Origin of the sequence: Bacillus sp. RCC_6_1, assembly GCF_041360755.1 — a bacterium.
In the GTDB taxonomy this organism is placed as follows: domain Bacteria; phylum Bacillota; class Bacilli; order Bacillales; family Bacillaceae_G; genus Bacillus_A; species Bacillus_A cereus.
Map to the genome: position 1 here is coordinate 70,733 of NZ_JBFUPV010000012.1, position 25,121 is coordinate 95,853.

Here is a 25,121-nt window from a genome sequence, read left to right on the forward strand (position 1 = left end):
AAAACATATATTAATAAAATTTACTGATTACTCTCAAGACATTCATAAACCGCCATCATATCTCGTTTATCCAACTCACGTATGCGATTGAAAATGGGTATTTGTCCAACAGCTTCTGTTAATAAGCTTTCATTCACAACATCACTTACTTTTCCAGTTAACCACGTTTGTACATCCACGCCCTCGACAACTTCTTTTAACCCTTCGTCATTAATACCACTTGCATTACAAGTTACACATGGAATTGTTAGTTTAAAGACACCATCATGTAGATTATCTTCGGTTATCACTTTCTTACCTTTACAAAATGGACATGGATTACTTTTTTTAATTTTATTAATTTGGGTAACTAATTTTTTGTATCCAAACGCTTCGTATACATACGTAAGTTTTTTATATTTACCATTTGTGAAATACTTATCTATAATGGTTTCTCTCGTTTCATAAACATTAGGGAAATCACAAACAGTTACCTGATTATTAACACTAATGGATTCGATATTTCCTTTTATTTCGCTCCAGAATGGTAAGACATTTTGTAACACCATTTCATAGTTTGAAAAGCTTGCTTGTTCTAATTCAAACATTTTCAATGCAACTTGTGCTTTTCTTGGCAATAAAGAAACATCTTCCGTCAATACCATATCGCCACCAACAATAGACTTCAATTTAACAAGTGCCGGTAAATCACCAACTATTTTCAATACTTTATTAATAGGCTGATTGATTATTTCACGAATATCTACGTTACCAAATTTAAGTGGTTTATGATGATTTAAAACCGTCCCCTCACAAATTGGACATTTCATCATTTTTTTTGAACTCTTAATTTCTTCTTTAATAGGTGCTTTTGAAATAACAATATATCCACCAATAATTATATTAAACCCTACCCATGTTCTGCGTGTCTTTCCTTTTTTATCATAAAATGATTTTTCAAAATATCCGTACCAAAACGTATGCTTTTCTTCTTCTGACATATCATTATAGCTCTTTGACAAATCGTGACCAAGCTCATTTTTTATTTCTTCGAATAGAAATTCTATTTTTTCATGCTGATAAAATTTTAATACCTTCATGATTTCTTGATCGAATAGCCCATCCCAAAATGGAACACTTTTATCTTGAATGGCAATATCTTTATCAAAAACTTCAATTTGAAGACGTCCAGAACAAGATGGACAATGATTGTCCTGTGAATAGAAATCAAAACTTCTCGTATCTTTATTAATTGGATGAGCAGTTACAATATGATTAATTAATCCACCAATCTCATATAAGAAACTATATTGACTATATAAATGTCTTTCAAGATCAATAGCAATAACAGGTGCGATTGTATCAGATTCATATTCACCATAAATTAACCTAGCCATTGATGATAAACTTTTTAAAATACCGCCCTTATAAACATTTTCGGCATTTTTAAAATAGTTAATATGATTTTCTTCTAAATAGTGAACTCCTTTTTTCTGCTTAAGCATTGAAGAGATATTTATTTTCTCTGTGCTATTCACATTACTTTTTTGACGATAGTAATCCTCATGATTAACAACATCCAAATGCTCTACAGATTCATTCTGCCTTTTTCCAAAATCAACTATATAATCAGAGCTTTCTAACATGTAACGATTATGCTCAATCATAATGATAGAAACTGATTCATCTTGCAGAATACCTCTAATACTATCGATAAATTGATTTAAAATATTTTGTGATAAACCTTTTGAAGGCTCATCAAAAATGAATAATGTATGTGGATTTCTAGTGTTTGCAAATAATTCCGAAACTAAATGAACACATTGAAACTCACCTGTCGATAATGTTTGTGTTTTTCTCTCTAATGTTAAATAGCCAAGTCCTAATTTAATTAGTAGGCTCAAACGTTTATAAGCGATATCTTCATTTGGAAGTTCATCAATAATATCCTCAATCGAGCGCTCAAAAATATCATCAATGTCTTCACTATACTTTGTTAGTTTCTTTTTAATATCTAGGAAAGTTGCTACAGTTGATCGACTTGTAATTGATTGATTTCGGTCTTGTCCCACCATAACTAATTTATCTTTTGGATATCTTTTCAAGAAATCTGTAGCTAGACATTCATTGACAAGTGTAGATTTCCCACATCCTGATTCTCCTGTAACCGCTACAAGCCTGTTTTTAGGAATTTGAAACTCCTCCATTTGGATATTACGGCAATATAAATCATAGAATGTATAATATTCTGTTGGTATTTCTTTATTTCGATCCCACAGTATTGACTTTGGTCTTGGTGATTCTTTCACAATTTTCCCGCCATATTTTCCGCTACCAGGTCCAAAGAACAATTGCTCATCAGTTGTATCTAGTACCGTATCTGAATGATCAATAAGCCAAATTTGATTTTTACACCCTAATCGTTTAATCTCTTCCAAAATTTGCAATAATGTTTCATGATCAAGTCCAACTGAAATCTCATCAATAATAATTACAGCATTTTCACTTACTGCCATGAATTCAGCCAAATAAAGTCGTGTTAACTCTCCACCTGACAACGTACCCATAATTCGATTTAATGTTAAATAACCAATGTTCATATTAATAATATTTTGCAGTATATGCTGTTTTTCTTCACTAATATTTAATTCTTTTGCTAGTGAAAGAATAGATTCAACACTTAAACCATTAATATTTGAAATTGAATGCGGCTTGGCCAACAAATCAATTTCATGTTGTTCAATTTCTTCACTATAACGTTTTCCCTTACATTTTTTACACTCAACATTTTTTGTAGTACCACGGCCTTTACAACCAGTACACCAGCCTAATTGATTATTAAATGAAAAGACCTCTGGAGAAAGATTAAATACTTCAGCAAGTTTTTCCCGAACCTCTGTAAAAACACCAGTATGAGTACCAATCGTTGAACGCGGATTAGACGAAATCGATGATTTTCCTAGAAAAAGTACTAATGGCATTTCTTCCATCTTAATAGCACTAAAATTTGTTTCCATAATGTTAGGAAATAAATATTGATATTCAGCCTTTGGTAATAAAGAAACTAATCGTTTTTTTGACTCTTCACCAATTGTTTGGCAAAAAGTTGTTTTACCCGATCCAGATAACCCAGCAATTCCAAACGATTTATTAAACGGTATAGTTGCATCTAATTTATTTATGTTATTAGCAATTAATTGATTTACTTTCATATTAACCTCTATTCTTATTTATCCATAAAAGCATTTTTATAATATAATAATTACATAATGAATATTACCTATTATGTAATTACCCTCTAACTTCATGAATCTTACCCTTGTATATTTCAAACCATTGTTGCCATTCATCTTTAGAAAATTCTTTCTCTTCTCCTTCTAAAACGTAAGAAAAAAGATTTAAACAAATATGCCAACCAGCTATATCTCTCGGTGTATGATCTGTTAATTCATGAATGTACTCTTTAAGGAATAAAAGAGTACCATTTTCCTCTTTATGTATTTCAAATCGGACACGATCTTTATCCCAAGTAAATTCAAGTACTGAGTTTACTTGACACTCTAAAATATCAATGTTTATGAATGAACCGTTCATCATGTCGAACTTTATTATTCCACCCGTTTTAAGGCTTTCAATCTGTAAATTGGACATCCATTTTTTCAGCTTACTGTTTTCTGTTAATACAGACCAAACTTCTTCTGCCGTATATGGAAATTGGCGTTCAAATTTCACAATATATCCATCATTTAGTTTCCCAATTTCAGCTATCATTTTGATTGCCTCCTTATACAGAATATATGTTCTCATTTCATTTTACACGAATATAAATATAAAATAAATATTTATGTCAACGAAGTGTTAATTTAAAGTGAATGACGCTGAGAAAAACTTAAATATTTTCTAAATCGAGTTATATAGTATTGAAAATTAAATATAGATTTACGTACAAATAAAAAAGCCGCATTTGCGACTTATGAAATCATAGGATTAACTCCTTTTTTGGTTGAATGATTAGCGCTTAATCGCATCGACAATTAGCGATGGAAAACCAAGTTTATCGCCTTTATTTCTAGAATCATACCTTTTCGAACGGAAAATAACACCGTCGTTTGCATCCCATTCGTTGTAATAAAACTGACCATTTTCATCACAATATTCAAGTAAAACTACCTCGAATCCAGCAGTTTCAAACATTTTCGTTAATGTTTTATAATTATGAACGATTTTATGACTTGCTGCTGGATGATCTTTCGGACCGGGTCCCCCTATTTGAACTATATTTTGATATACCTCATCCTGAAAGAATGCATCAGGGACTCCGCACCGAATATGACCAGATGGTTTTAAAAATTCATAACAGATTTCAGCTGCTCTTACACCATCTTCAAAAGTAAGGTGTTCCCATACATGCTCAGCTAAAATAGCTGAAATAGAGTTGTATTCAAATCTTTCTTCCCACGTAGCTTTATCTAGTAAGTTAAGTTCATCTTCTTGCGTTTGAATCCAGCCTGGATTATTATTAAACACTCCAGCTCCGACAACTACTTTAATTTCGTCTTGTTTTATTGCCACCATGTTCACCTCTTAAACATTTTAATTCATTAATATATTCTATGTTTACTATTATCCTTCCTCCTTCAACAAATGTAGTAACATGAGTCCAGTACAATACCGAACTCATGCCCTAAAAACTCTCTAACGCAACAATCTGTCTAACTCTATAAAATTAGTTCATAATATACGATTTTTCTTACAGAAATATAGCACACCAAACATTAGCATAATACCAATTACGTAAAAAATTGTTGTTCCGCTCCCACCAGTATTAGGAATTACCCAATTATTCTTCGCATTTTTCACTGTTATTTTTTGTGTCTTTACTGCTTCTGTAATTTCTATTTCTATTGGATCTCTAAGTAACATGTATCCGTTCGGTGCTTTTATTTCTTTAATCGTATACTTTCCAATTGCTAATTGGTTGGAAATTACCTTTCCTTTTTCATCCGTTATTAATCTACTAAGTTCTTTCCCTTCTTTATCTAACACTTGAAATACAGCGCCTTTTAGCTTTAATTCACTATCCTTATCATCAACTTTTTCAATTTCAAATTGCCCAGTCGGATCTGGCAATTTCTTATTTTCTATTTTAATTTCTACTACTGTATCTTTTTCTATTTTTACAGCTATTTTATCTTTTAATAATTCATAACCTTTAGGTGCCTCTATTTCCACTAGGGTATAGTTTCCTATTGGTAAGTCCTTTGATATCATTTCTCCTTTTTCATCTGTTATTAACTCTCCAACTACTTTTCCTTTTGCATCTTCTATATGAAACTTTGCCCCTGCTAGTTTTTTATTTTTATCACTTATGTCTACTTTCACAAGCTTCATTTTCCCCATTGGATCGGGCAATTTCTTATTTCCTATTTTAATTTCTACTTCTGCATCTTTTTCTATTTTTACAGTTATTTTATCTTTTAATAATTCATAGCCTTTTGGTGCCTCTATTTCCACTAAGGTATAGTTTCCTATTGGTAAGTCTTTTGATATTACTTCTCCTTTTTCATTTGTTACTAGTTCTCCAACTATTTTCCCATTTAAATCTTCAATTTTAAACTTTGCTCCTGCTAGCTTTTTATTTTTATCACTTATGTCTACTTTCACAAGCTTCATTTTTCCCATTGAATCTGGATATTTCTTATTTCCTATTTTAATTTCTACTTCTGCATCTTTCTCTACTTTTACAGCTATTTTATCTTTTGATAATTCGTAACCTTTAGGTGCTTCTTTTTCCACTAAAGTATAGTTTCCTATTGGTAAGTCTTTTGATATCGCTTCTCCTTCTTCATTTGTTACTAGTTCTCCAACTATTTTCCCATTTAAATCTTCAATTTTAAACTTTGCTCCCACCAATTTTTTATTATCATTATTACTATCAACCTTTTTTATTTTTACTTTTCCTGTACTAGGCTTGTTCCAATGTTTCCAGTTAAATTTGAAATTGTGAAACTCAAATCCACCAGTTTGTTGTACCGCACCAACAAATGCTTGTCCATTAATCGAACCGCCTTTTGTTTCTAATACAGCATTGGGAGCAAACACACTCCCAACTACACCATATCCCTCTGTTGTAATTTTTTTCGCATTTGGAAAAACCCAAATCATTTTCCCATATAGCTCAGTAAACGGGGAATTAGGCGAATATGGTTGTGATGTAGGAACTATATCTGTAGCCTTTCCAATATTGTTCGTGTCATATAGAATAGACCCATTTTTAAATGTAACCTCTATTGCATCTGAATACATTACAATAAAATCTTTGTCCTTAGCATTGGGCAAAAATACATCTCTTATATCTAAATTAATTTTCCCTGTCAATTCTGATGAAACATAAATATTAGGATTGTTTATATCTTTTCCGATTCCATGACTCATATTTGGAATTGGGGTATTCGTTTTATATTGACCTGCATTTTTACTGACTTGGTTCACTATATTGCGAAATTCATTAAATTTCGCGTCAATTTCTAGTTTTTCTTTATAAACGATACGATCATAAGAAGATTGTATGATGCGATCTGGATCACTCTCTTTTGTCATTACGACTATTCCGTTTTGAATGATAAAAGATTCTTCTCTTGATTTTTTTAGTTTTCCAGACAATAACAAGGACGGATATCCCTCATCAACCCATTTTTCACCTACTATATTAGATGTTCCTGCTGCTGCACCTACAATCGTATACCCCGATGCATCCATATCACCTTGAACTGCAATTGCTCCTTCAATGTCGCCACCTATTGCTTTATGGTTACCAAAGACAACAGCATTATAACGCGATATATCTCCTAGACCTTCTAAGGTAGTCGTGGATCCATATGCTTCTTTTGGTACATATACGACAAAACTTACACTTAACATTAACAAAACAATAAAATGAATACTTACCAGCTTTAATCGTAGCCTCAATTCCTTTGTTCCCACCTTTACCGTATTTTTTTTATAATCGAATAAAATGAATTTTTATTAATGATGATTTACTTCATCCCCTATATACCGTCTTTACTTATCTTTGAATTTCCGGTCCCACTTCCCATTAATGCAGGATAAATACATTCTATCGAGTTAACTTTTTCTTATAAATTACGACTAGAAGCACACATAACAATAGGATTGTAACTATTACAGTCCACTTATTAAATATAAATATCTCTGTACTCACTTTTTGTTTTTCTTTCTCGTTTAACTCCACGCGCTCACCTCGAACTAGCAATCTATTGGTGTTTACTCCATAAGGCGTACACGTAATTAAAGTTGTATAATCTTTATTTTCTACAATTTGTAGATCGTCCGTTTCATGTGGTAACACTACTTTAATTTGATCTACTTTATAAGCAAGAACTTTGTCTAAAGAATGAATATAAAAAAGATCTCCTTTGCTCAACTTATCTAAATCTGTAAATAATTTTGCTGATGGTAAACCACGATGCCCTGTTAAAATAGTATGCGTACTTTCTCCACCTACCGGGAGCGAAGAAAAATCTAAATGACCTATCCCGCGACCCAATACTTCCTCAGAGGTCCCTTGATAGATTGGCAGTTTTATATTAATTTTCGATATTTCAATATACCCCATTACATCTCCTAAATTTAACACATCAGCATACGCTTGATGATTACTTTTTTTTTCAGAAAATGGATCTGTAAATGTTTTCGCAGAAGTTTGAACTTGTTTATTATATTCGGCTGCTTCTTTTTCCCTACGTTCGACTTCTTTCTTTTGTAATGCTTTAATCTTCTTATCGTAAGAGCTAATCTCAAAATAATGTGCACGAGTCGCCAACCAATTACTAATAGTAGGATATAAAAAAATACCTAATCCAAATAAAAAAATACCCCCCAAAACAAGATTTCGTTTCATATTTCCACCTCTGTATATGCTTAAATATCGAAAAGAGGGAAGCATTTTGCTTCTCCCCTTTTCCCATAGTTACATGTTCCTAAAATCTTAATTTCTAGCAAACTTTTTTCTAAAGAAAACAAATGCCGCTGTAAGCATTAACGTAAGGCCTATTACAGTAAAAAGAGTCGTTCCTATGCCACCCGTTACCGGAAGAATCCATCCACTTTTATTATTTTCAATCGTCAATTTAACCGTTTGATTATTTTCACTAATCTTTACATCAATGGGGTCTTTTAATAATTGATAAGATGCTTTTGTACCATCTTCTTTTGTATATGTTGGTGCTTTCGTTTCAAAAATTTGATAGTCTCCATATGGAATGTTAGACCATTTAATAACACCATTTTCATCTGATACACCTGTTACTTCTTTTCCTGCTACGACAACTATTTTTCCATTATTATCTTTAAGTACAAACTCTGCACCTTTTAATTTATTCTTATTAGCACTATCAATTTTTGTTAACTCAATTATTCCAGTTGTCGGAATAACAACTACAGGTTTAGATTCCTTTTCTCCAATTACATCATTTTTATTTGTAAAATGTATTTTTGCTGTATTTAAAATTTCCGAACCAGATGGTACTCCTTCTTTTACTTGGGATTTAATTTGCAAATGAAATTCTTTTTTACCATCTAATTTTGTGAAATCTTTTACTGTAGCTGTTACTTTTTGACCTTCTATAGCTACCTCAACAACGTTTGCATTTACTTCTGCTCCATCAATTTTCACGATTGGCTTTCCTTGAATCACTAAACGATTATCCAAAGTATCTTTTACCACATATTTTTTGTATTCCTTAATGTCTTCTGGAATTAATGTTTTAATATCATAATTATAATTAGTTAAAGGATTTATTGGTAACGCTTCCAATTTTCCGTTAATTTTTTTATCAATTGTTGGTTCTTCATTGTTTTTCACTTCTATTTTAACTACTGTACCAGAAGTAATAGTTCCATCTTCATTAATTGTTCCGGAGTTCTTAACAAAAAACTCACGTTTAGTTGGATCTATTACGTAGCCTTTCGGAGCTTTTGTTTCTTGGAAATGGTATTCACCATACTCCAATCCTTGCACGCGAATATGACCATTAGCATCTGTTACTAACTCTTTTTTCACTTCTGTACCATCTTTTTTAAATAAAGAGAATACTGCACCTGCTAATGCTTTTTCATTTACACCAGTTTTTATTAAATCCACTGCACCACGTTTAATCTCATTTTTGGGATACATGTGAACATCATAGTTTAGCACCTTACCCTCTTTATTCGTTAATGGGATATCCACTGTATACGTATTGGGATTTAGATTAACATGTGGAGGTCCTGCCACTTCTTTCACCTCATAACGTCCTAGCGGAAGATCTTTTAATACAGCTTGTCCGTTATCATCTGTTACTACTTGATTTGGAGTGGCTCCCATTACAGGTTTCACGTCTTCTTTTACGATTTTCCCATCGTTTGAAATTTTTTCAAAAGAAGCAACCCTTTTCACTTCAAACGTTACACCTTTTAATGGTTTCACATCTTTTGGCACCTCTTGATTTGCAGAACCGTCACCTTCTAGTCCCTGCGCTCCATCTTTTTCTTGTTCATACTTATGAATCGTTAAAGTACCTTTAGATGGTGAATCTGCCTTTACTAATACACTAGACCATGTAGAAAATGTTAAGAATAACACTAAAAGCACACTAAATATTTTTTTCATTTCTCTTATCCCCTTTACTACTTCTATCATTTTAAAAATTTCTTTATTACTATTACCTTCTTAAAAGCAATAGTGTGCCAAGTATCAGATTTAAACGAATAACATAAAACATAGTCGTCCAACAATCCATTGTTTACAATCACTTATTCACTTTTCTTATCTTCTATTATTACGTTGTCTCTCCGCATGATATATGTAATTTTCTCCCCTAAATTACACGTATATCCCTATTTCAAGAATCATTACATTTGTTACATAATAGCTTTCACTGCTAATTTCGACTAGTCACTTACTGTCAATCTATTCATATCTCACTTCCTATCCCTATTTAAAATCCAATCTTAATCATTTTTTGATACATATAAGTAATAACCAACAAATAAGTGTGACGATTCATATTTTACGTTACTGTCCAAAACTATTACCTGTATATTCAAATAATATGTGCTATTCATGTTAAATTATGGTATTATTCTTAGAAGTTTATAACTTTTATTTATATTTTTTATTGATAAAGGTTTTCCGTATCTACTTATGAAAAAGGAATATATGTTTATTTAACTATTACGCATAACTGTAAGGAGGAAGAATATGACTAAAAAACTCAGTCTAGTTGAGATAGAGTACATTTGCAATATGTTTTTTCAATCTTTCGAAATTCCAGTTTGTTTTTTAGATTGTAACAAAAATATTCTTTTAGAATTTAAATCCAAAAATGATTCACATTCGTTATATACATCAAAAATAGAACAGTTACATATGCTTTTTCAGAGAAATGATACATATAATTCCCCCATCTTCAGAACTCACGAATATCTAGGGCACTTTATTTTAATTCACATAAAGAGCGATTATATGGTGAACGGTACTGTTATTATTGGGCCCTTGACACATGTAAATTTTTCTACAAGTAAAGCGGATAGTAACCTTAATTTTATTCCAAATTATAAAAGAACAAGAGACCATTATTTTTCATTGTCAGTCAAAGATCAAAATTTCTTTGTAAATATAGCGATATTGTTCTATAACATTCTCTATAAAAAAAATTCAGATGTAAGCACCTTTTCAAATAACAGTGACTCACTTCATATAAGTCATAGCAGCATCTTAAACGAAGATGTATATATTTCAATGCAAAAAGACGAATCCATTTATCATAATTTATATATAGAGCAGCAACTACTTAGTTCTATAGAAGACGGGGATAAAGAAACCGTCCTCAAATATTATTACGAATTCCAACAAGAGACTCTTTCATCTTTATCTTCATTCCATCAATTAAGACGTCATAAAAACATTTGTATTTCATCCATCACGCTCGCTACTAGATATGCGATAAAAGGGGGACTTCCATCTGGGATTGCTTACAAAATTTATGATTTGCATATTCAAAGAACAGAAGATTTAAAAGACAAAGAATCTGTTTGGGATTTATTAAAAAATGCTTTTTGTACCTTTGCAGACCGTGTAAAGGCACAAAAAACGCAGCAATATTCACAGACTATTGCTATTTGTAAAAACTACATTTTTAAAAATATTTACAATCCAATATCTGTTAAACAACTTGCTAAATTTGCAAATGTGAATTCAGATTATTTATCTATATTATTTAAAAAAGAAGTCGGTATTTCATTAATTGAGTACATTCAACGTGAACGAATCGAAGAAGCAAAGAAATTATTAACTTTCACCACCGATCCTTTATCAGACATATGTGCTTCGCTTAATTTTAGCGATCAAAGTTATTTCACTAAAATTTTTAAAAAATTCACCAATGAAACACCTGGTAAATATCGAAAATCTCATGTTGTCATTTAGAGTGAAACTTCCATTAAAACAAAATGTTTTCAGTAACTCATCAATGGCAGATTAGAAGCACTCCCAGATTCATGAACTATAGGATTTATGCTTTTTCCAAACCAAAAAACACGTTACTATTCTTTTATTTTAATGAGAATAGTAACGTGTTTTTTATGTAATGTAGTTTTGTAGACAGAACATGATCCAACTACAAATTTTTATAGAAGCCAAATGCACCGCTTAACTACTAAAATCTTATTAAGTAAAAAATCCATATTTTGTTTTACTTACTTTCTACTTTATTTCTTTTGAATAATGAACTCTTTTCTTCAAACGAATAATCCCTACTATTATTTTTGTATCTTTCTAAATTTGCGAACAAAAGTGAGTACTGTGCCTGTAATAATCATCAATATGCCGATTGCTGCACTGTTAGTTGTACTTACACCCGTCTTTGGAAGCTCCTTATATGTATATTCTTTTTTATCGCTATTACTGTTGTTAGAGATATTACTCTTATTTGCCTTATTAGCAAGGCCATTAGCTTTGCTAGTTTCCTTATCTTTCACTAATACTTTTTGTATTGTATTTACGTCATTACCCATGGAATCTTTGACACTATATATTATTTCATAAGTACCAGCTTTAGTTGTATCTATAGTTCCTTCATACGCTATTTTAGAAGTAAGGTCACCGTCCTCTTTATCAGTAGCTGATACCCCTACCAACGGATCAAATTGATCACCCTCAGTAATTGAAGTTGTAGCAGGTACTTTTAGTATTGGTTTTTCATTTGTAACTTCTTCTCTAACTTTAACTGTTACAGTTTGTTTCGCCGTTACTTCATGACCTTTAGAATCTGTAACCGTGTACGTTAATACGTAAGTACCGACTTTAGATGTATCTACTCCACCAGCAATTTTTACTTTAGAAGTAAGATCGCCGTCTTCTTTATCAATAGCTTTTACTTTTATCATTGGATCGAATGAATCTCCTACATGAATTGTCGCTCCAACAGGCACTGTTAATTTAGGTTCTAAATCTAATATTTCTCCATTTCCCTCTACAATTACAGTCTGTGTAGCCGTTGTAGTTCTCCCTTGGGAATCAACGACCAAGTATTCCACAATGTATGTACCTGGTTTTGAAGTATCTACATCGCCTTTATGCTTTACTTTATTTGTTAAATCACCATCTTCTTTATCAACAGCTTTTACATTTCTCATTGGATCAAACGTATCACCTACACGTAGTGTAATCGTAAACGGCACAGTTAACTCTGGAGCTTGGTTTTCTGCTGTTTTTTCGTTTTCTTTCACTGTTCCGGTAATTTTTGCAGCATCAAAAGCATTTTGGACTGCTTGAACTTCAATTGAGCTCGTTCCATATTTATTAGTTGCCACTTTAAGGCATGCCAATTTCAATTCAGAGAAATTAGAAGTCATGTTTAATTCATCAGTATTTGCATAATAGAAAATATCAAACATTTTATCTTCACCAATACCATTTACATTTACACCGTTATGAGTACCACCTTGTGCAATTAAATACGCAACTTTATTAATAATACTTGAGTTAAAATGAACGCCTCCATAATCCTCTCCATTTAAATCATTATATTTACTATAATCATCGGGATACGGTAGTCCTTCTGAAAAATTAATTGCAGTTGGATTTTTCATATTACGAAAAGTCGATCCAGTTTGCTCTCCTATTGTCCAGTTAAATTCCCCATTATTTATGTATTTCTCTATAGCCGTTCCCATAATATCCGATAATGCCTCGTTAATTGCCCCAGATTCTCCTGAGAATTCAAGGTTAGATTCACTTGATGTAACTGCGTGTGTAAATTCATGACCGGCTATATCGAACGCTTTTACCATAGGATCTCCATATAAAAGCATACTGATGTTATTAATATTAGTACTAAATGCATTCTCCCAATTTTCAGGATCATTTGTTCCTCCAGAATCCCATGCATGTACAACTGAAACTACTTTTTTTCCTTTATTATCAAAACTATTACGATTATATTTTTCTTTATAAAAATCATATACCTTTGTTGCTAAGAAATGAGCGCTTACCGCCTTTGGATCATTAAATGTTGTTGAAGCGCTAGTTGCTAGTATGCCAGGATAATAACTTTCTTCATTTGTAATATCTCTATAATTTACATCATATGTCTCAATTCCTTGCCCTCTTGTGTAATCAGCAAGCGCATAATTCCCACTGGTCTGTTTAGAAATACCAAATGTACGAGTTACGCCTAAATCATCTTTTCCTGTTCCAGTTAATGATGTGAAATTGCTAGTTTTATTTTCCTTAACGGATTCAACATACTCTTCACTTATTTTCAAACTTGATTCTTGTACCATATCTTTTAATATATCGCCATTATGAGCATTCACTAAATAAGTTCCAGATACATAATTTGGTGTTGTAGCAGCAAATGTAACTTGATATGCATTGCTAGCCTGCCCATGATTTTCATCAACAAAAATAACCGCCTTAACTTCTGGTTCAGAAATAAATTTAATGTCGTTTCCGTACTTTTTATAAATATATTGTTTCGCTTCTTCTTTTGATAAATTAATAGGTTTCTTTAAATCTTCTTGTGTTAAATTTTGTGCGCTAGCTCCTGAAATGCTTTTAATAATACCTTTTTTATCTACGTGAGCAGTTAACTGGTGGCCATACACTTCTTTTCCTTCATATATTTGTTGCATGCGCACAAGTGTAGTTCCATCATAAGAACCACGTTTTTGAAGAACCTTGTAATCTACTCCTGTTTCTGCACTAACTTGTTTTGGAGACAAAGCATGCTCCGTATTTTCCTTAAGTGCATCTTTCACTACATTCTCTGGCGCCTTTTTTGATGGTTGTGTAAGATCACCTGTACGGAACGAATCCTCTTGAATTTCAACTTGCATTTGACCAGGTTCCTCTGCATGACCTACTCCATATGGTGTTACACTTGTTAAAACAAATCCTGTTGTTAATGCAACTATAGCTATTTCTTTTTTATTTCCCATGGTATTTACCTCGTATAAATTTCTATTATTTATATGAAACTGCTAAAATGTATACAATCTATTCCTAACATAAAAAGATGACTTTTGTAATCTACAAAAGCCACCTCTTCAATATATAATATCCCTAAAATGTTTTTAATACATAATTTCTATACAAAAAAGAAAAAAGCATTCATTAACGAGCATTTTGCAATACTTTTATTAGGTCATTTATATTTTCAACTTTCTGCTGAAACTGATCAAATCTGTTATGTAGCGATGAAGGATTTTTATCTTCAGTTGAAATAACTTGTTTTAATTCATTTTCTAATTTATCATACATATCAAAAAAATTATCAAATTCTACACTTACAAGCTCTTCATTTTCGCGATAGAATCTTTTTGCTTCTATATAAGTCATATATGATTTATTTAAAAATCCTAATGAAATTAAATATTTAGAAGTGTTTTCTTGATAAATAGCAATATCACATGCTATTTTAATATCAGAATAAGTCTTTTGAACGAGACAATGCAATTCAAAAATCTTAAACTTTAATCCATTATTCATTTCATCCCCTCCCATCGTATCTATTCTACATAAAATTAGAATATTATACAAAGAAAATTATTAGCAAGAAATTGACAATTAAAAAAATAACTTAAGGATAAACAAAATCCCTCTCATTATAAATTATAATTGCGGAGCATTTACCAACATAACAGCAAAATAAAAAACGAAAAGAATAAATCTTTCCGCTCTTAGAGTAATAAATACATTTCATATTGCGCTAAAGAATTCTTTTCAAATCCACATTTCTTAAAAAAACCCTCTAATAAATTATTGTTAGGAAACCCAATTGATAAACTTGATAAATTTAATTCTTCTCTTGCTACTTGTAATAATTTCATCCCAACACCAATATTTCTATAACCTTTGTCTACGAAAATAAAACTAATTTTACCTTGTTCAGTTACGCATAGAGAGCCTTTTAAGTCATTATCAACATATGCACCATAAAATACATTATTTGTTTTTTTGATATAATCAATATCATTTTGCCAATTTATATGGAAGTTTAACCATTTCTGAATTTCATCTTTAAAAGTTGGAAATTCTAATTGTTTTACTTCAATATCCTTACAAACTTTATTCTTTATTTTAGTCAAATCATTTAAATTATAATAAGAAAGATCGTACACTTTTTCATAGCCCAACTTATTATAAAAATGAATCGCTCGGTCGTTTCCTACAATGACTTCGAGAAAAAGTTGCTTACATCCATGTTGAATCGCCTCTTCTTTATGCAGTTCAAATAATTTTTGACTCACACCAATACCGCGGTAATTAGGATGAACCGCTAATGTTCCGCAGCGCATAGTCTTTATACTTTCATAATCCTTTATGCCACCTAGTATTACGCCAACAGATTTGCCTTCTTCTAAAGCAAGAAAAGAATGTTCTAGCAAATTACCTTCTGGTCCCAAAAAACGTTGTATAAAATCCTCTTTTGAAACCTCCATCTTAATAATGTAATCTGAAAATCCATCTTTAAAAGCTTCATATACTAAATCAATATTTACTTCACTACACCTTTTATATTGAATCATATAAAATTGCCCTCCAACTGCTTATATTAAACTCAACGTGTACCCATATAATATATTCCATCTATTATAAATTTCAGCTCTTAATTTGAAATGAGCGGACATTTCCCTACATATAACTCACTATTGATTTGTTTTATAACAAACTATCTATTATTTACTACATTAACCTCATAAACACGTAAAAAAGCAATTAAATGCTCACATGCTCTTTCACATGCTAGCATTTTAAAGATTTTTTGTTCTTCTTTCGTTTTATCATTTGCTTGATCTGAAGCAGCTTTTAAACAGAGAAATGGTTTTTTATTTATTTGGCATACATAGGCGAAAGCTGCTACTTCTTGATCAACTGCCAATGCTCCATATACGGTATGGAGTAAATATCTCATTTCTGAACTACGAATACGTTGATCTCCTGATAAAAATGTACCGAAATGTATCGGATCATACGATCGTATTTTTTTTATTCTTCTTACAAGTGATTTTGTTGTTTCAATAGGTGCTGTTCTACCGTTATATAAATTAAAAACATCTTCTCCTGAACCAGCAGCAGTAACATCATGTTGTATTGCGTTTAGTGCGACTACAATATGACCGTTTTTCACCTTGTTTGATAAACTTCCGCATATTCCTGTCATAAACAACTCATCTGGCTGAAACTCACTAATTAACAATTGTACACAACTAGCGCAGCTTACTTTACCGACACCAGTAACAACTGATATAATTTCCAGCTCATTAATAGTATGAAAATGAAATTCCCAAGCTGCTCTTTTTTCAACACGTTCACTTGGATAATGTTGATGCAAATACGTCAGTTCTGGTTCCCATGCAGAGACAATTGCAATACGTTTCATTACACGCTTCACTTCCCCTATTGTCATTTAAATGAGTTATCTATACTTTCTCATTCATAATCTAGAATCCATTCTTTATATTTCTTATATAAATCTCGTATTATTTCTTTATTCTTCCCAATTACTTCACTTCCTCTATCATCATACATAAACATGACAATATCTTTCGTTGCATTTATGAGAAATACATTTGGATAAGAAATTTCTTTTTTTCGTCCAAATCGAGGATACAGAGCAGAGAAATCCTCATAATTAGCAGCTTGTATAAGCAATTTATACTTAATATCTTCCGCAAGACATTTTAAAGAAAATTGATATGTACAATATAAATCTGCTTCTTCATCTTCAAATAGAAACGGTAACGTTTCTTGTCTTATATGAAATCTTAAATCTCTTTTCTTAATATATTTATTGTATACATTTATTTTCTGTGGAGTTTTTATGTTTTCCTTTTTAAATCTATAAACATTTGTCACTACAAACACTACATCTTCTTTTGAAAATATGTCTTCAAATAAGAATTTATTATATGTATATAGTTGAGAAAAGTATTCCATATTTAAATCGTCGGTTCCTTCTACAATTTGATATTTATCTTTTCCAAAATCAAAATGTAAATGATTTTCCCACTAAGAATATAAGTAGGGTACTAATGTAACTCCTGGAAATGTTTGATTCACATATTCTTTTAATTGCATTTCCTTGTCCTTTCTACTGTACAATTCCTTTTAAATCCCAGTATGCTTGTTCTAGCCATGGATGTATAACTTTCAATGTATCTTTCCTTTCCCACAAATATGAAATATATACAAAAGCTGCTTTTTCCAAAGATTTTTCCAATCCTTTTTTTATTTCTATTAAATATGGTGGTGTCCCTTTTTGATCCCATTCTATTTTATCTGCAACAAATAATACTAAATCCATCTTCGTTGCATGTTTACGCAACGTTGTGTGGCAACAAATTGCATTTAAAATCTCTTCATCTTCTACTTTAAATATTTCTTTTGCGATTACTCTCGATAGTTTTTGATGAATGATCATAGGAAACTTTCTTTCTGCTTCCACTATTTCTACACCAAATTCTTCAGCAACTGCAATCCGCTCCTCGTTCGGAAAAATGCCACTAATATCATGTAAATATCCTGCAATTGCTGCTTTTTCTTTATCTACGTGAAACTTTTCTGCAATCTTTTTTGCCTCATTTGCCACACGAATTGAATGTTTATATGTAAACTCTTTATTATATTTTAGTAGAAAAGCTTTAATATCATTTTCTATTTTTCCAGTTGGAGTAAATGAATATATATCATTACATAACATAGAAAATCCCCCTTATAACTAACTTTCATTATAATGTAGAATCTAAATATCCTCGTTATTTTATATTCGTTATTAATCTTTTTACTCCTTTTTAATACGTTACATGAAATTTTATACAGAATCATCGCTACAAGTACATAAATGTTTGATATTATAGTAATGTTGATGATTTGTAAGGAAAGGAACTACACAATGAATAAAAACATATTAATTATTGATGATGATAAAGAAATTGTTGAATTACTTGCTGTTTATTTGCGAAATGAAGGCTATAACATTTATAAAGCTTATGATGGTGATGAAGCATTGCAAAAGGTTTCTACATATGAAGTTGACCTTATGATTTTGGATATTATGATGCCAAAGCGAAACGGTTTAGAAGTTTGTCAGGAAGTGCGTGAAAATAATACTGTACCAATTCTAATGCTTAGTGCAAAAGCAGAAGATATGGATAAAATATTAGGTCTTATGACAGGTGCCGATGATTATATGATCAAGCCATTCAATCCATTAGAATTAGTAGCAAGAGTGAAAGCTTTATTACGAAGATCCTCTTTCCAAAACGCTACTTCGCAAAACAATGAAGATGGTATTATTCGTATTCGCTCTGTTGAAATACACAAACATAATCATACTGTTAAAGTAAATGGAGAGTATATTAAATTAACCTCTATTGAGTTCGATATTTTATATTTACTTGCAAGTAATACAGGAAGAGTATTTAGTTCAGAAGAAATTTTCGAACGCGTTTGGAATGAAGATGGTTACGGTTCAAATAAGACTGTAATGGTTCATATTAGCAACTTACGGGATAAACTTGAAACAGTAATAAATGGAGAAAAATTTATTCACACTGTTTGGGGAGTTGGCTATAAAATTGAGAAATGAAGCATTTGATATATTAAAAGATATCCCTAAATGGAAACTTATTTTTTGGCTCTTATTAGCTATCACACTCACGCCTATTACTGAGTTAATTATTTATCGCCTCGTTACGAGTGTAATTGAGAGTTCACTTACTCTAACTGAACTTGGTAAAGAATTCATTCGAATTTTTGGTTATGAAAAGTATAAAGGGATTAAAGAATCGTTATGGATGATGATTGTATCTTATTTGTTTTTATTTTCTATTTTTTCATCCTATCTTTACATTTTTTATCGTCACGAGAAAAAACTTTATTATGAAACTTGTATTAAAAAAATGATAGAAGAAATTCGTTATATTGCAAATGGAAACTTCAATCATAAAGTTTCTATTGTAAATCATAATTATCTGGAAGAGTTAGCAATCGGGGTCAATGAAATTGTTGAACAATTAAAAGTCTCAATTGATGAAGAAAGACAAGCGGAACAAGCAAAAAGTGAGCTTATTACAAATGTATCACATGACTTACGCACTCCCCTTACTTCTATAGTTGGATACGTAAATTTAATCCATCATGATAATTATAGAGATGAAGTAGAATTGCGATACTATATTCAAGTCATTTACGATAAAGTCACTCGTCTTAATGCATTAATGAATGACCTGTTCGAATATACACGTGTTCAAAATAAAGAGTTAAGCTTGTATTCTGTCCCTATTGACATAGTAGAGTTACTTGGGCAATTAACTGTTCAATTCCGTATACAATTTCAAGAAGCAAATATAGAATGTCGACCTTCTTTCCCATCTCAAAAGCTCATGGTATTAGCTGATGGTGAAAAATTAGTGCGTGTGTTTGAAAATCTTATTATAAACGCTATCGCTTATGGAAGCGAAGGTCGCTATATTGACCTTACTGCTTATGAAAGCAATAATATGATTACAATTGATATAACAAATTACGGACAACCTATTCCTAGTACGGATTTACCTCATATTTTTGAGCGTTTTTATCGCGTTGAGAAATCTCGCTCTACAAACACTGGTGGATCTGGACTTGGATTAGCTATTGCAAAAAGTATAGTCGAATTGCATAAAGGAACAATTGAAGTATATAGTGATGATGAAAAAACAACATTCACTGTAAAACTACTCCCATACAAATGTTAATATTATAAATAAAAAGTTCAATTTCTTATCATATAAGAAATTGAACTTTTTCCATTAATACCCAAAATTTAATAATCCTTTATAATTCTTTAGAAATTCTTTACCTTTTCTTTCTTCCTAATTAAGCATTCCTTTTTACAATACTAGTATTGATGTCATAATAGGAGGATCGCTTATGCAATTCTTAAAGAAATTCGCTATTTTATTATTATCTTTTTTTATTACTACACTTATCGTTTTATATTTTTATCTTTATGTAAATGGTCCGATTATTCAAGCTAAATCAGCTATTTTAATAAATGCTAATTCAGGTGAAATTGTTTATAAAAAAAATGAAGAAACTCCGGTACAATCAGCTGCTTTATCTAAATTAATGACAGAATATATCGTATTGGAGCAACTAAATGATAGAAAAATACAGTTAGATGACTTAGTACAAATAAGTAACGAAGTTTTCCGAGTAGAAACAAGCCCTATACAAGTAACATCGAATGATAAAACAACGGTTCGTGATTTACTTCATGCATTGCTACTGGCAGGGAATAATCGTTCTGCACTCGCTCTAGCAGAACACATTGCTGGAAATGAAGATAACTTTACAGTATTAATGAATAAAAAAGCAAAAGAACTAAAGTTATTACAACCATCTCCATTTCTAAACTCTACTGGAATTAATAATGATACAGATAAACAATCAACTACAACAGCGATAGACGCAGCTAAACTAGCAGCAAAATTAGTAAAAGATTTTCCAGATGTATTGAATATTACGAAACTAACCTCTTACCAATTTACCTTCAAAGATTCCCAGGTTTTCAATACGAATAAAATGATATATTCCCTTAATGAAAACATTAAACTTCAAGGTGTTGATGGCTTACAAACTAGTTTTTCAACTAACGGTAATTATAGTTTTGTCAGTACAGCAAAACTTGGAGATACTAGACTAATTTCAGTAATATTAGATGCAGATGAAGAAAACATTTCATTTATTGAAACAAAAAAGTTGCTACAGTATGGTTTTGATCCTTCCTCGTACTCTGCACTCCAAGCTTTTAAAGACGCCCTTACATCTTGGACAATATTGCTTCAGTTTAAAAATTTAATTATACAAACTATAATGATTTTTTTAATCATTACCACCTTAATGTTTTTACATATACGTCAGAAAAAATCCGAGGATTTCAATTAAGAAATCTTCTTATATATAAAAACCGACTTGCGTTTGAGATGCAAGTCGGTTTTTAATTCTATCATCCTCGTCCAATCAAATTTGCTGAAACAGATTGCAAGTTTAACTCCCTCGCCCATATAGATAGCTGACCAATATGATGAATTTCATATCCCATTACATGTCTTAAAACCTATGTTTTTCGAGGCATACATCCATCTCTGTTTCCTTTCGTTATGTTCTTTTGTTTGTATAAATGGGTTAATCTATTAATTCTATTAAATCCAACAATTGAACTATTACATATTAAAGTTCTATTCATATACTATAGTAGATTACTAGAAAGGAGGCTTAACTATGGATAGTTGCGTTGTATTTGTAAACGGACAACCTTTTTTAGTTCTTTCAGTAGCTGGTATTGAAATTGCTAGATTAGAGATTTCCCTTCAAGTAGCATTAGCTCTAAGAGTGCTTGGGATACCAATCTGTGATTAATTACCAAATTAAAAGAAAAAGAGGGCATTAGCCCTCTTTTTTTATTTTCTTCTCACCTTTTCTTAACAACAAACAAAATTCAAATTTAATTAATTATAAAAAATTAAAGTATATGAACGTTACATGAAACACTTGTTAAGATAGCTGTCCTTCACACTATTTATTTCGCCGACATTATATAATCAAAGCACACAATGATTAACTTTTTATACGGCTTATTTTAAGTGTGCTAGCATTCTAGGCTAGATGATCATGACTGCAAAAAAACTTCAAGTTCTCGTTTATATAAATCAAATAACGCTTTCACTTTTTGAACCGATTGATAATCTTTAAATTGCGGTTTTCTATCTTCTTCTCCTTGAAGAGCACTAATCCAACTATACTCTACATCTACAATATGAAATAATGTTTCTAACATACCCCCAGTTTGCAAAGTAAATCTTCCTCTGAAAGTTGTTCACACCACTTAAACCAATCATCTCTTACTTGCCAATTATATTGAAATAAAGTGTACACATTTATCTCTCCCTTACTTCAATTATCCACCTAACAGCATCTGTTATACATTTAACCATTGACAATCACTTCTCTTCGGCCAAGTTCCTCTACAGCGTGATTAATTATTTCACTTACAGATAAAGAACCATCCAATATGATATCTGAATTCGGCTTAACAGTATGAATTGCCTCTAAATAAGCTTTTCTCGCATATGTCATGTAATGTTCCAAATCATTATGTATTTCATCTATTGTACCTTCCTTAAAATCTCGCAAAATCCTTCTAGCCATCGCAATATCTAAAGGCGTATCAATAAATATAGTTACATCAATGAATTTTCGCATCTCACTATTTAAGTATGCAAAAGGATAATCTACAATAATATAGTCTAAGGTATTATTTTGTATAAGTTGCTCAATATCATGAATTAATGGTGTTAATACCCACTCGTCGTAATTCGCCCCATCATCAATCCATTTACAAATATCAGCAGGAGATTTATCAAATGTGTAACTATCAAAATATAGAGCTTTTGAGTTTTTAAACTTATGCTTTAATCTTTCTGTAATTGTAGTTTTACCTCCCCCCGAAACAGCTGCAATTGAAATTATTTTTGTTTTATTATCCACTATACCCACCAAACCCCTTTGTTAACATAATATAATTATAAATTACTATCGTTGCTACTTCTTCCATTCATATTCTAACATACTCATTTCCCATAAATTCCAATACGTTTCTCCTACTCTTTTTGACTCTCTTAATAAGCCTTCTTTTACAAACCCTATTTTTTCGTAACATGAAATGGCCGATGTATTAAAATCATACACACCAAGAGTTACTCTATGTAGTTTTAATTCGTCAAAAGCAATATGAAGTACTGCTTTCATCATATGTTTTCCTATAGAACGTCCTCTCATCTTCGTATTACCAACTAATACTTTTCCAATTCTAGCGGACTTATTAATATTATCTATTTGCCCAAGCGAAATATGTCCAATAACGTCTGAAGTCTCTTCATCTACCACTTTGAAAGCGAGTGTATTTGCACTTTCTATATACTTCTCTAATTGCTGTTCGTCTAAAGGAAATGTGAATGCATTTCCTGACCATTGTATTAGAAATTCTTCGGAATTAATCCAATTTATTAATTGTTTAAAATCAGATTTCTTAAAGCTTTCTAGTTTAATCACTTCCTTGCTCCTTTCGTACATCATGCTTTATAACCTCAAACTTATTTCTATATAAAGAATATATTCTCCTTTTATATAAAATTAAAATAAAGCCATTCATGTGAATGGCTTTACAAAAAAGCAGCATAATTATGCTTTGTTTGCTACATCAATACCATTAAAATCAAAGTCAGCAGTAACCGTTGTAACCGGTGGGAAAATTGCTTCAATTTTGCAAATGGAAATAATTACTCCAACCGATCCAGGAATAGCCGCAAGCCTAACTACATCACAACTTACAGACGAAACAGTACCTACATAAGTACGTCCCTCTGTATTAATTTGAACTGTTCGATTAATTAATTTCTTAAGTTCATCTCTAATTCCTTGTACACAAGAATTATCACATTTCTCATGCTGTTCTTTTTTACACTCTTCGAATACTTCCCAACAATCATCTTGTTTACATGTACACTTCTTTTTACAATTATTAAATCGAGAACCCAATACCTCACCCCCTAATCCTTTCTATTAGTAAAGTATGTCCACTAGCTTAAAAGGGTACGAGGCAAACACATAAAAAGAAAAAAACAAACAATTGTACCAAACTTTCTTTTCATTATTCATTATAAAAACAGACTTCTCCTAATTAAAAGCTTTTTAATGAGCGGCCGTGAATTTAGTCCTACTCCATTTAATGTTTAGACACCACTTTCTAAAACAAACCTTTTTTCTTTTAAATAAGACGCCCCTTAAAAACACACTAGATTTTCCCATTAACTCACATATACATAGACTTTATTTGTGGATTTCCCATTTTTCATTGTGAAATATACATTTAAAAAGCGTACTCGAAAATAAGATATTATTTGTAATCAGAACATTTTCTTCAACAAGTGTTTATTGAAAAATACCATAACTAGTAGTAGTTCTCTCCACTTTCTCTTAAAAATTAGCATAGTTTGTATGAATTCTATATCGAGTAGAAGACACTCTATCATATAAAGATAAAATAGTAGGTTAATAAACAAGCAATTTTTTTATTAAAACATAGAATAATATGAACACTATTGAAAGGAGGTAGAAATAAATGTCCTGGAAAAATGATTGCTGGAGTTCTCAGAAAAAGCATTGTTGTGATGATTGGTGGAAATCTAAAGAAAAACATCATTGTGATGATAATTGGAGTTCTCAGAAAAAGCATTGTAATGATGATTGGTGGAAATCTAAAGAAAAGTGTCATTGTGATGACGATTGGAGTTCTCAGGAAAAACATTGTAATGATGATTGGTGGAAATCTAAAGAAAAGTGTCATCGTGATGATGATTGGAGTTCTAAACGAAATAAGTGTCGTTGTAAATGTTTCTTTATTTGTTGCCATTGTAAAAGGAAAAATTGGTAATATTTTCGATGCCAACTTAAAGGAAAGAATATGTCTTTTGGAACCGATAAATACTAGAATGTATTATACAAAAAGCTGACTGAATATAATCAGCTTTTTATC

20 protein-coding genes and 3 pseudogenes are annotated in these 25,121 nt (G+C 31.2%); 6 read left to right on the forward strand and 17 right to left on the reverse strand.

The genetic code is table 11. The features are described 5' to 3' along the window. Positions 1–20: 20 nt before the first annotated feature. The 6 genes from AB6801_RS24745 to AB6801_RS24770 all read right to left on the reverse strand — a co-directional run bounded on the left by AB6801_RS24745 (position 21) and on the right by AB6801_RS24770 (position 9,649). Entirely contained in the window at positions 21–3,191 is a 3,171-nt protein-coding gene (locus AB6801_RS24745; protein ID WP_097999467.1) for an ATP-binding cassette domain-containing protein, read from the reverse strand. A gap of 79 nt (positions 3,192–3,270) precedes the next feature. Next, the gene (locus AB6801_RS24750) at positions 3,271–3,750 is read right to left on the reverse strand and encodes an SRPBCC family protein (protein WP_000559839.1); all 480 of its coding nucleotides are present in this window, start codon (positions 3,748–3,750) and stop codon (positions 3,271–3,273) included. A gap of 240 nt (positions 3,751–3,990) precedes the next feature. After that, positions 3,991–4,554: a class I SAM-dependent methyltransferase gene (locus AB6801_RS24755; RefSeq protein ID WP_141530669.1), complete on the reverse strand. Its 564-nt coding sequence runs from the start codon at positions 4,552–4,554 to the stop codon at positions 3,991–3,993. A gap of 156 nt (positions 4,555–4,710) precedes the next feature. After that, positions 4,711–6,948, reverse strand: coding sequence for a SpaA isopeptide-forming pilin-related protein (locus tag AB6801_RS24760; protein WP_370941204.1), 2,238 nt, complete (start codon positions 6,946–6,948; stop codon positions 4,711–4,713). 148 nt (positions 6,949–7,096) lie between these two features. Continuing rightward, the gene (locus tag AB6801_RS24765) at positions 7,097–7,900 is read right to left on the reverse strand and encodes a class C sortase (RefSeq protein ID WP_370941205.1); all 804 of its coding nucleotides are present in this window, start codon (positions 7,898–7,900) and stop codon (positions 7,097–7,099) included. 87 nt (positions 7,901–7,987) lie between these two features. Beyond that, entirely contained in the window at positions 7,988–9,649 is a 1,662-nt protein-coding gene (locus AB6801_RS24770; RefSeq protein WP_370941206.1) for a SpaA isopeptide-forming pilin-related protein, read from the reverse strand. Positions 9,650–10,240: 591 nt separating this feature from the next. Here AB6801_RS24770 and AB6801_RS24775 point away from each other — a divergent pair. Further along, complete coding sequence (locus AB6801_RS24775) at positions 10,241–11,467, forward strand: AraC family transcriptional regulator (protein WP_000162833.1); 1,227 nt, start codon at positions 10,241–10,243, stop codon at positions 11,465–11,467. Positions 11,468–11,799: 332 nt separating this feature from the next. Here AB6801_RS24775 and AB6801_RS24780 read toward each other — a convergent pair whose 3' ends face one another. The 6 genes and pseudogenes from AB6801_RS24780 to yqeK form a co-directional block, all read right to left on the reverse strand. Then, positions 11,800–14,481 (reverse strand): M4 family metallopeptidase, encoded by a 2,682-nt coding sequence (locus AB6801_RS24780; RefSeq protein WP_097999471.1) that lies wholly within the window; start codon positions 14,479–14,481, stop codon positions 11,800–11,802. Between the two features lie 175 nt (positions 14,482–14,656). After that, positions 14,657–15,031: a hypothetical protein gene (locus AB6801_RS24785; protein ID WP_001059023.1), complete on the reverse strand. Its 375-nt coding sequence runs from the start codon at positions 15,029–15,031 to the stop codon at positions 14,657–14,659. A gap of 191 nt (positions 15,032–15,222) precedes the next feature. Further along, positions 15,223–16,071 (reverse strand): GNAT family N-acetyltransferase, encoded by an 849-nt coding sequence (locus AB6801_RS24790; protein WP_000617062.1) that lies wholly within the window; start codon positions 16,069–16,071, stop codon positions 15,223–15,225. Between the two features lie 143 nt (positions 16,072–16,214). Continuing rightward, positions 16,215–16,952: a 5'-methylthioadenosine/S-adenosylhomocysteine nucleosidase gene (mtnN, locus tag AB6801_RS24795; RefSeq protein ID WP_001987381.1), complete on the reverse strand. Its 738-nt coding sequence runs from the start codon at positions 16,950–16,952 to the stop codon at positions 16,215–16,217. Positions 16,953–16,975: 23 nt separating this feature from the next. Beyond that, positions 16,976–17,623 (reverse strand): annotated as a pseudogene (locus AB6801_RS24800) (DUF3885 domain-containing protein). Between the two features lie 13 nt (positions 17,624–17,636). Next, the gene (yqeK, locus tag AB6801_RS24805) at positions 17,637–18,245 is read right to left on the reverse strand and encodes a bis(5'-nucleosyl)-tetraphosphatase (symmetrical) YqeK (RefSeq protein WP_000882444.1); all 609 of its coding nucleotides are present in this window, start codon (positions 18,243–18,245) and stop codon (positions 17,637–17,639) included. A gap of 192 nt (positions 18,246–18,437) precedes the next feature. On the opposite strand from yqeK, the gene AB6801_RS24810 reads away from it, so the two are divergent. The 3 genes from AB6801_RS24810 to AB6801_RS24820 all read left to right on the forward strand — a co-directional run bounded on the left by AB6801_RS24810 (position 18,438) and on the right by AB6801_RS24820 (position 21,472). After that, positions 18,438–19,133, forward strand: a complete 696-nt coding sequence (locus AB6801_RS24810; protein WP_097999472.1) for a response regulator transcription factor — start codon at positions 18,438–18,440, stop codon at positions 19,131–19,133. After that, on the forward strand, positions 19,123–20,280 hold the full coding sequence (locus tag AB6801_RS24815) for a sensor histidine kinase (protein ID WP_001243309.1): 1,158 nt from the start codon (positions 19,123–19,125) through the stop codon (positions 20,278–20,280). Before AB6801_RS24810 ends, AB6801_RS24815 begins: the two co-directional genes overlap by 11 nt. Before the next feature lie 175 nt (positions 20,281–20,455). Then, entirely contained in the window at positions 20,456–21,472 is a 1,017-nt protein-coding gene (locus AB6801_RS24820; protein ID WP_097999473.1) for a D-alanyl-D-alanine carboxypeptidase family protein, read from the forward strand. Positions 21,473–21,533: 61 nt separating this feature from the next. Here AB6801_RS24820 and AB6801_RS31290 read toward each other — a convergent pair. Further along, positions 21,534–21,644: pseudogene (locus tag AB6801_RS31290) on the reverse strand (DinB family protein); the annotation flags it as partial. A gap of 164 nt (positions 21,645–21,808) precedes the next feature. Between AB6801_RS31290 and AB6801_RS24825 the strand changes: the two are divergent. After that, on the forward strand, positions 21,809–21,946 hold the full coding sequence (locus tag AB6801_RS24825; RefSeq protein ID WP_000376554.1) for a DUF3956 domain-containing protein: 138 nt from the start codon (positions 21,809–21,811) through the stop codon (positions 21,944–21,946). A gap of 256 nt (positions 21,947–22,202) precedes the next feature. Here the strand turns inward: AB6801_RS24825 and AB6801_RS24830 are convergent. The 4 genes and pseudogenes from AB6801_RS24830 to AB6801_RS24845 all read right to left on the reverse strand — a co-directional run. Next, positions 22,203–22,462 (reverse strand): annotated as a pseudogene (locus tag AB6801_RS24830) (DinB family protein); the annotation flags it as partial. A 51-nt stretch (positions 22,463–22,513) separates the two neighbouring features. Continuing rightward, positions 22,514–23,083, reverse strand: coding sequence for a nucleoside/nucleotide kinase family protein (locus AB6801_RS24835; protein ID WP_000513265.1), 570 nt, complete (start codon positions 23,081–23,083; stop codon positions 22,514–22,516). A gap of 45 nt (positions 23,084–23,128) precedes the next feature. Then, on the reverse strand, positions 23,129–23,662 hold the full coding sequence (locus tag AB6801_RS24840) for a GNAT family N-acetyltransferase (protein ID WP_000990082.1): 534 nt from the start codon (positions 23,660–23,662) through the stop codon (positions 23,129–23,131). A gap of 105 nt (positions 23,663–23,767) precedes the next feature. Further along, positions 23,768–24,124, reverse strand: a complete 357-nt coding sequence (locus AB6801_RS24845) for a hypothetical protein (protein WP_000535577.1) — start codon at positions 24,122–24,124, stop codon at positions 23,768–23,770. Positions 24,125–24,687: 563 nt separating this feature from the next. Between AB6801_RS24845 and AB6801_RS24850 the strand changes: the two genes are divergently transcribed. Then, positions 24,688–25,098: a hypothetical protein gene (locus AB6801_RS24850; protein ID WP_170925778.1), complete on the forward strand. Its 411-nt coding sequence runs from the start codon at positions 24,688–24,690 to the stop codon at positions 25,096–25,098. Positions 25,099–25,121: the final 23 nt, after the last annotated feature.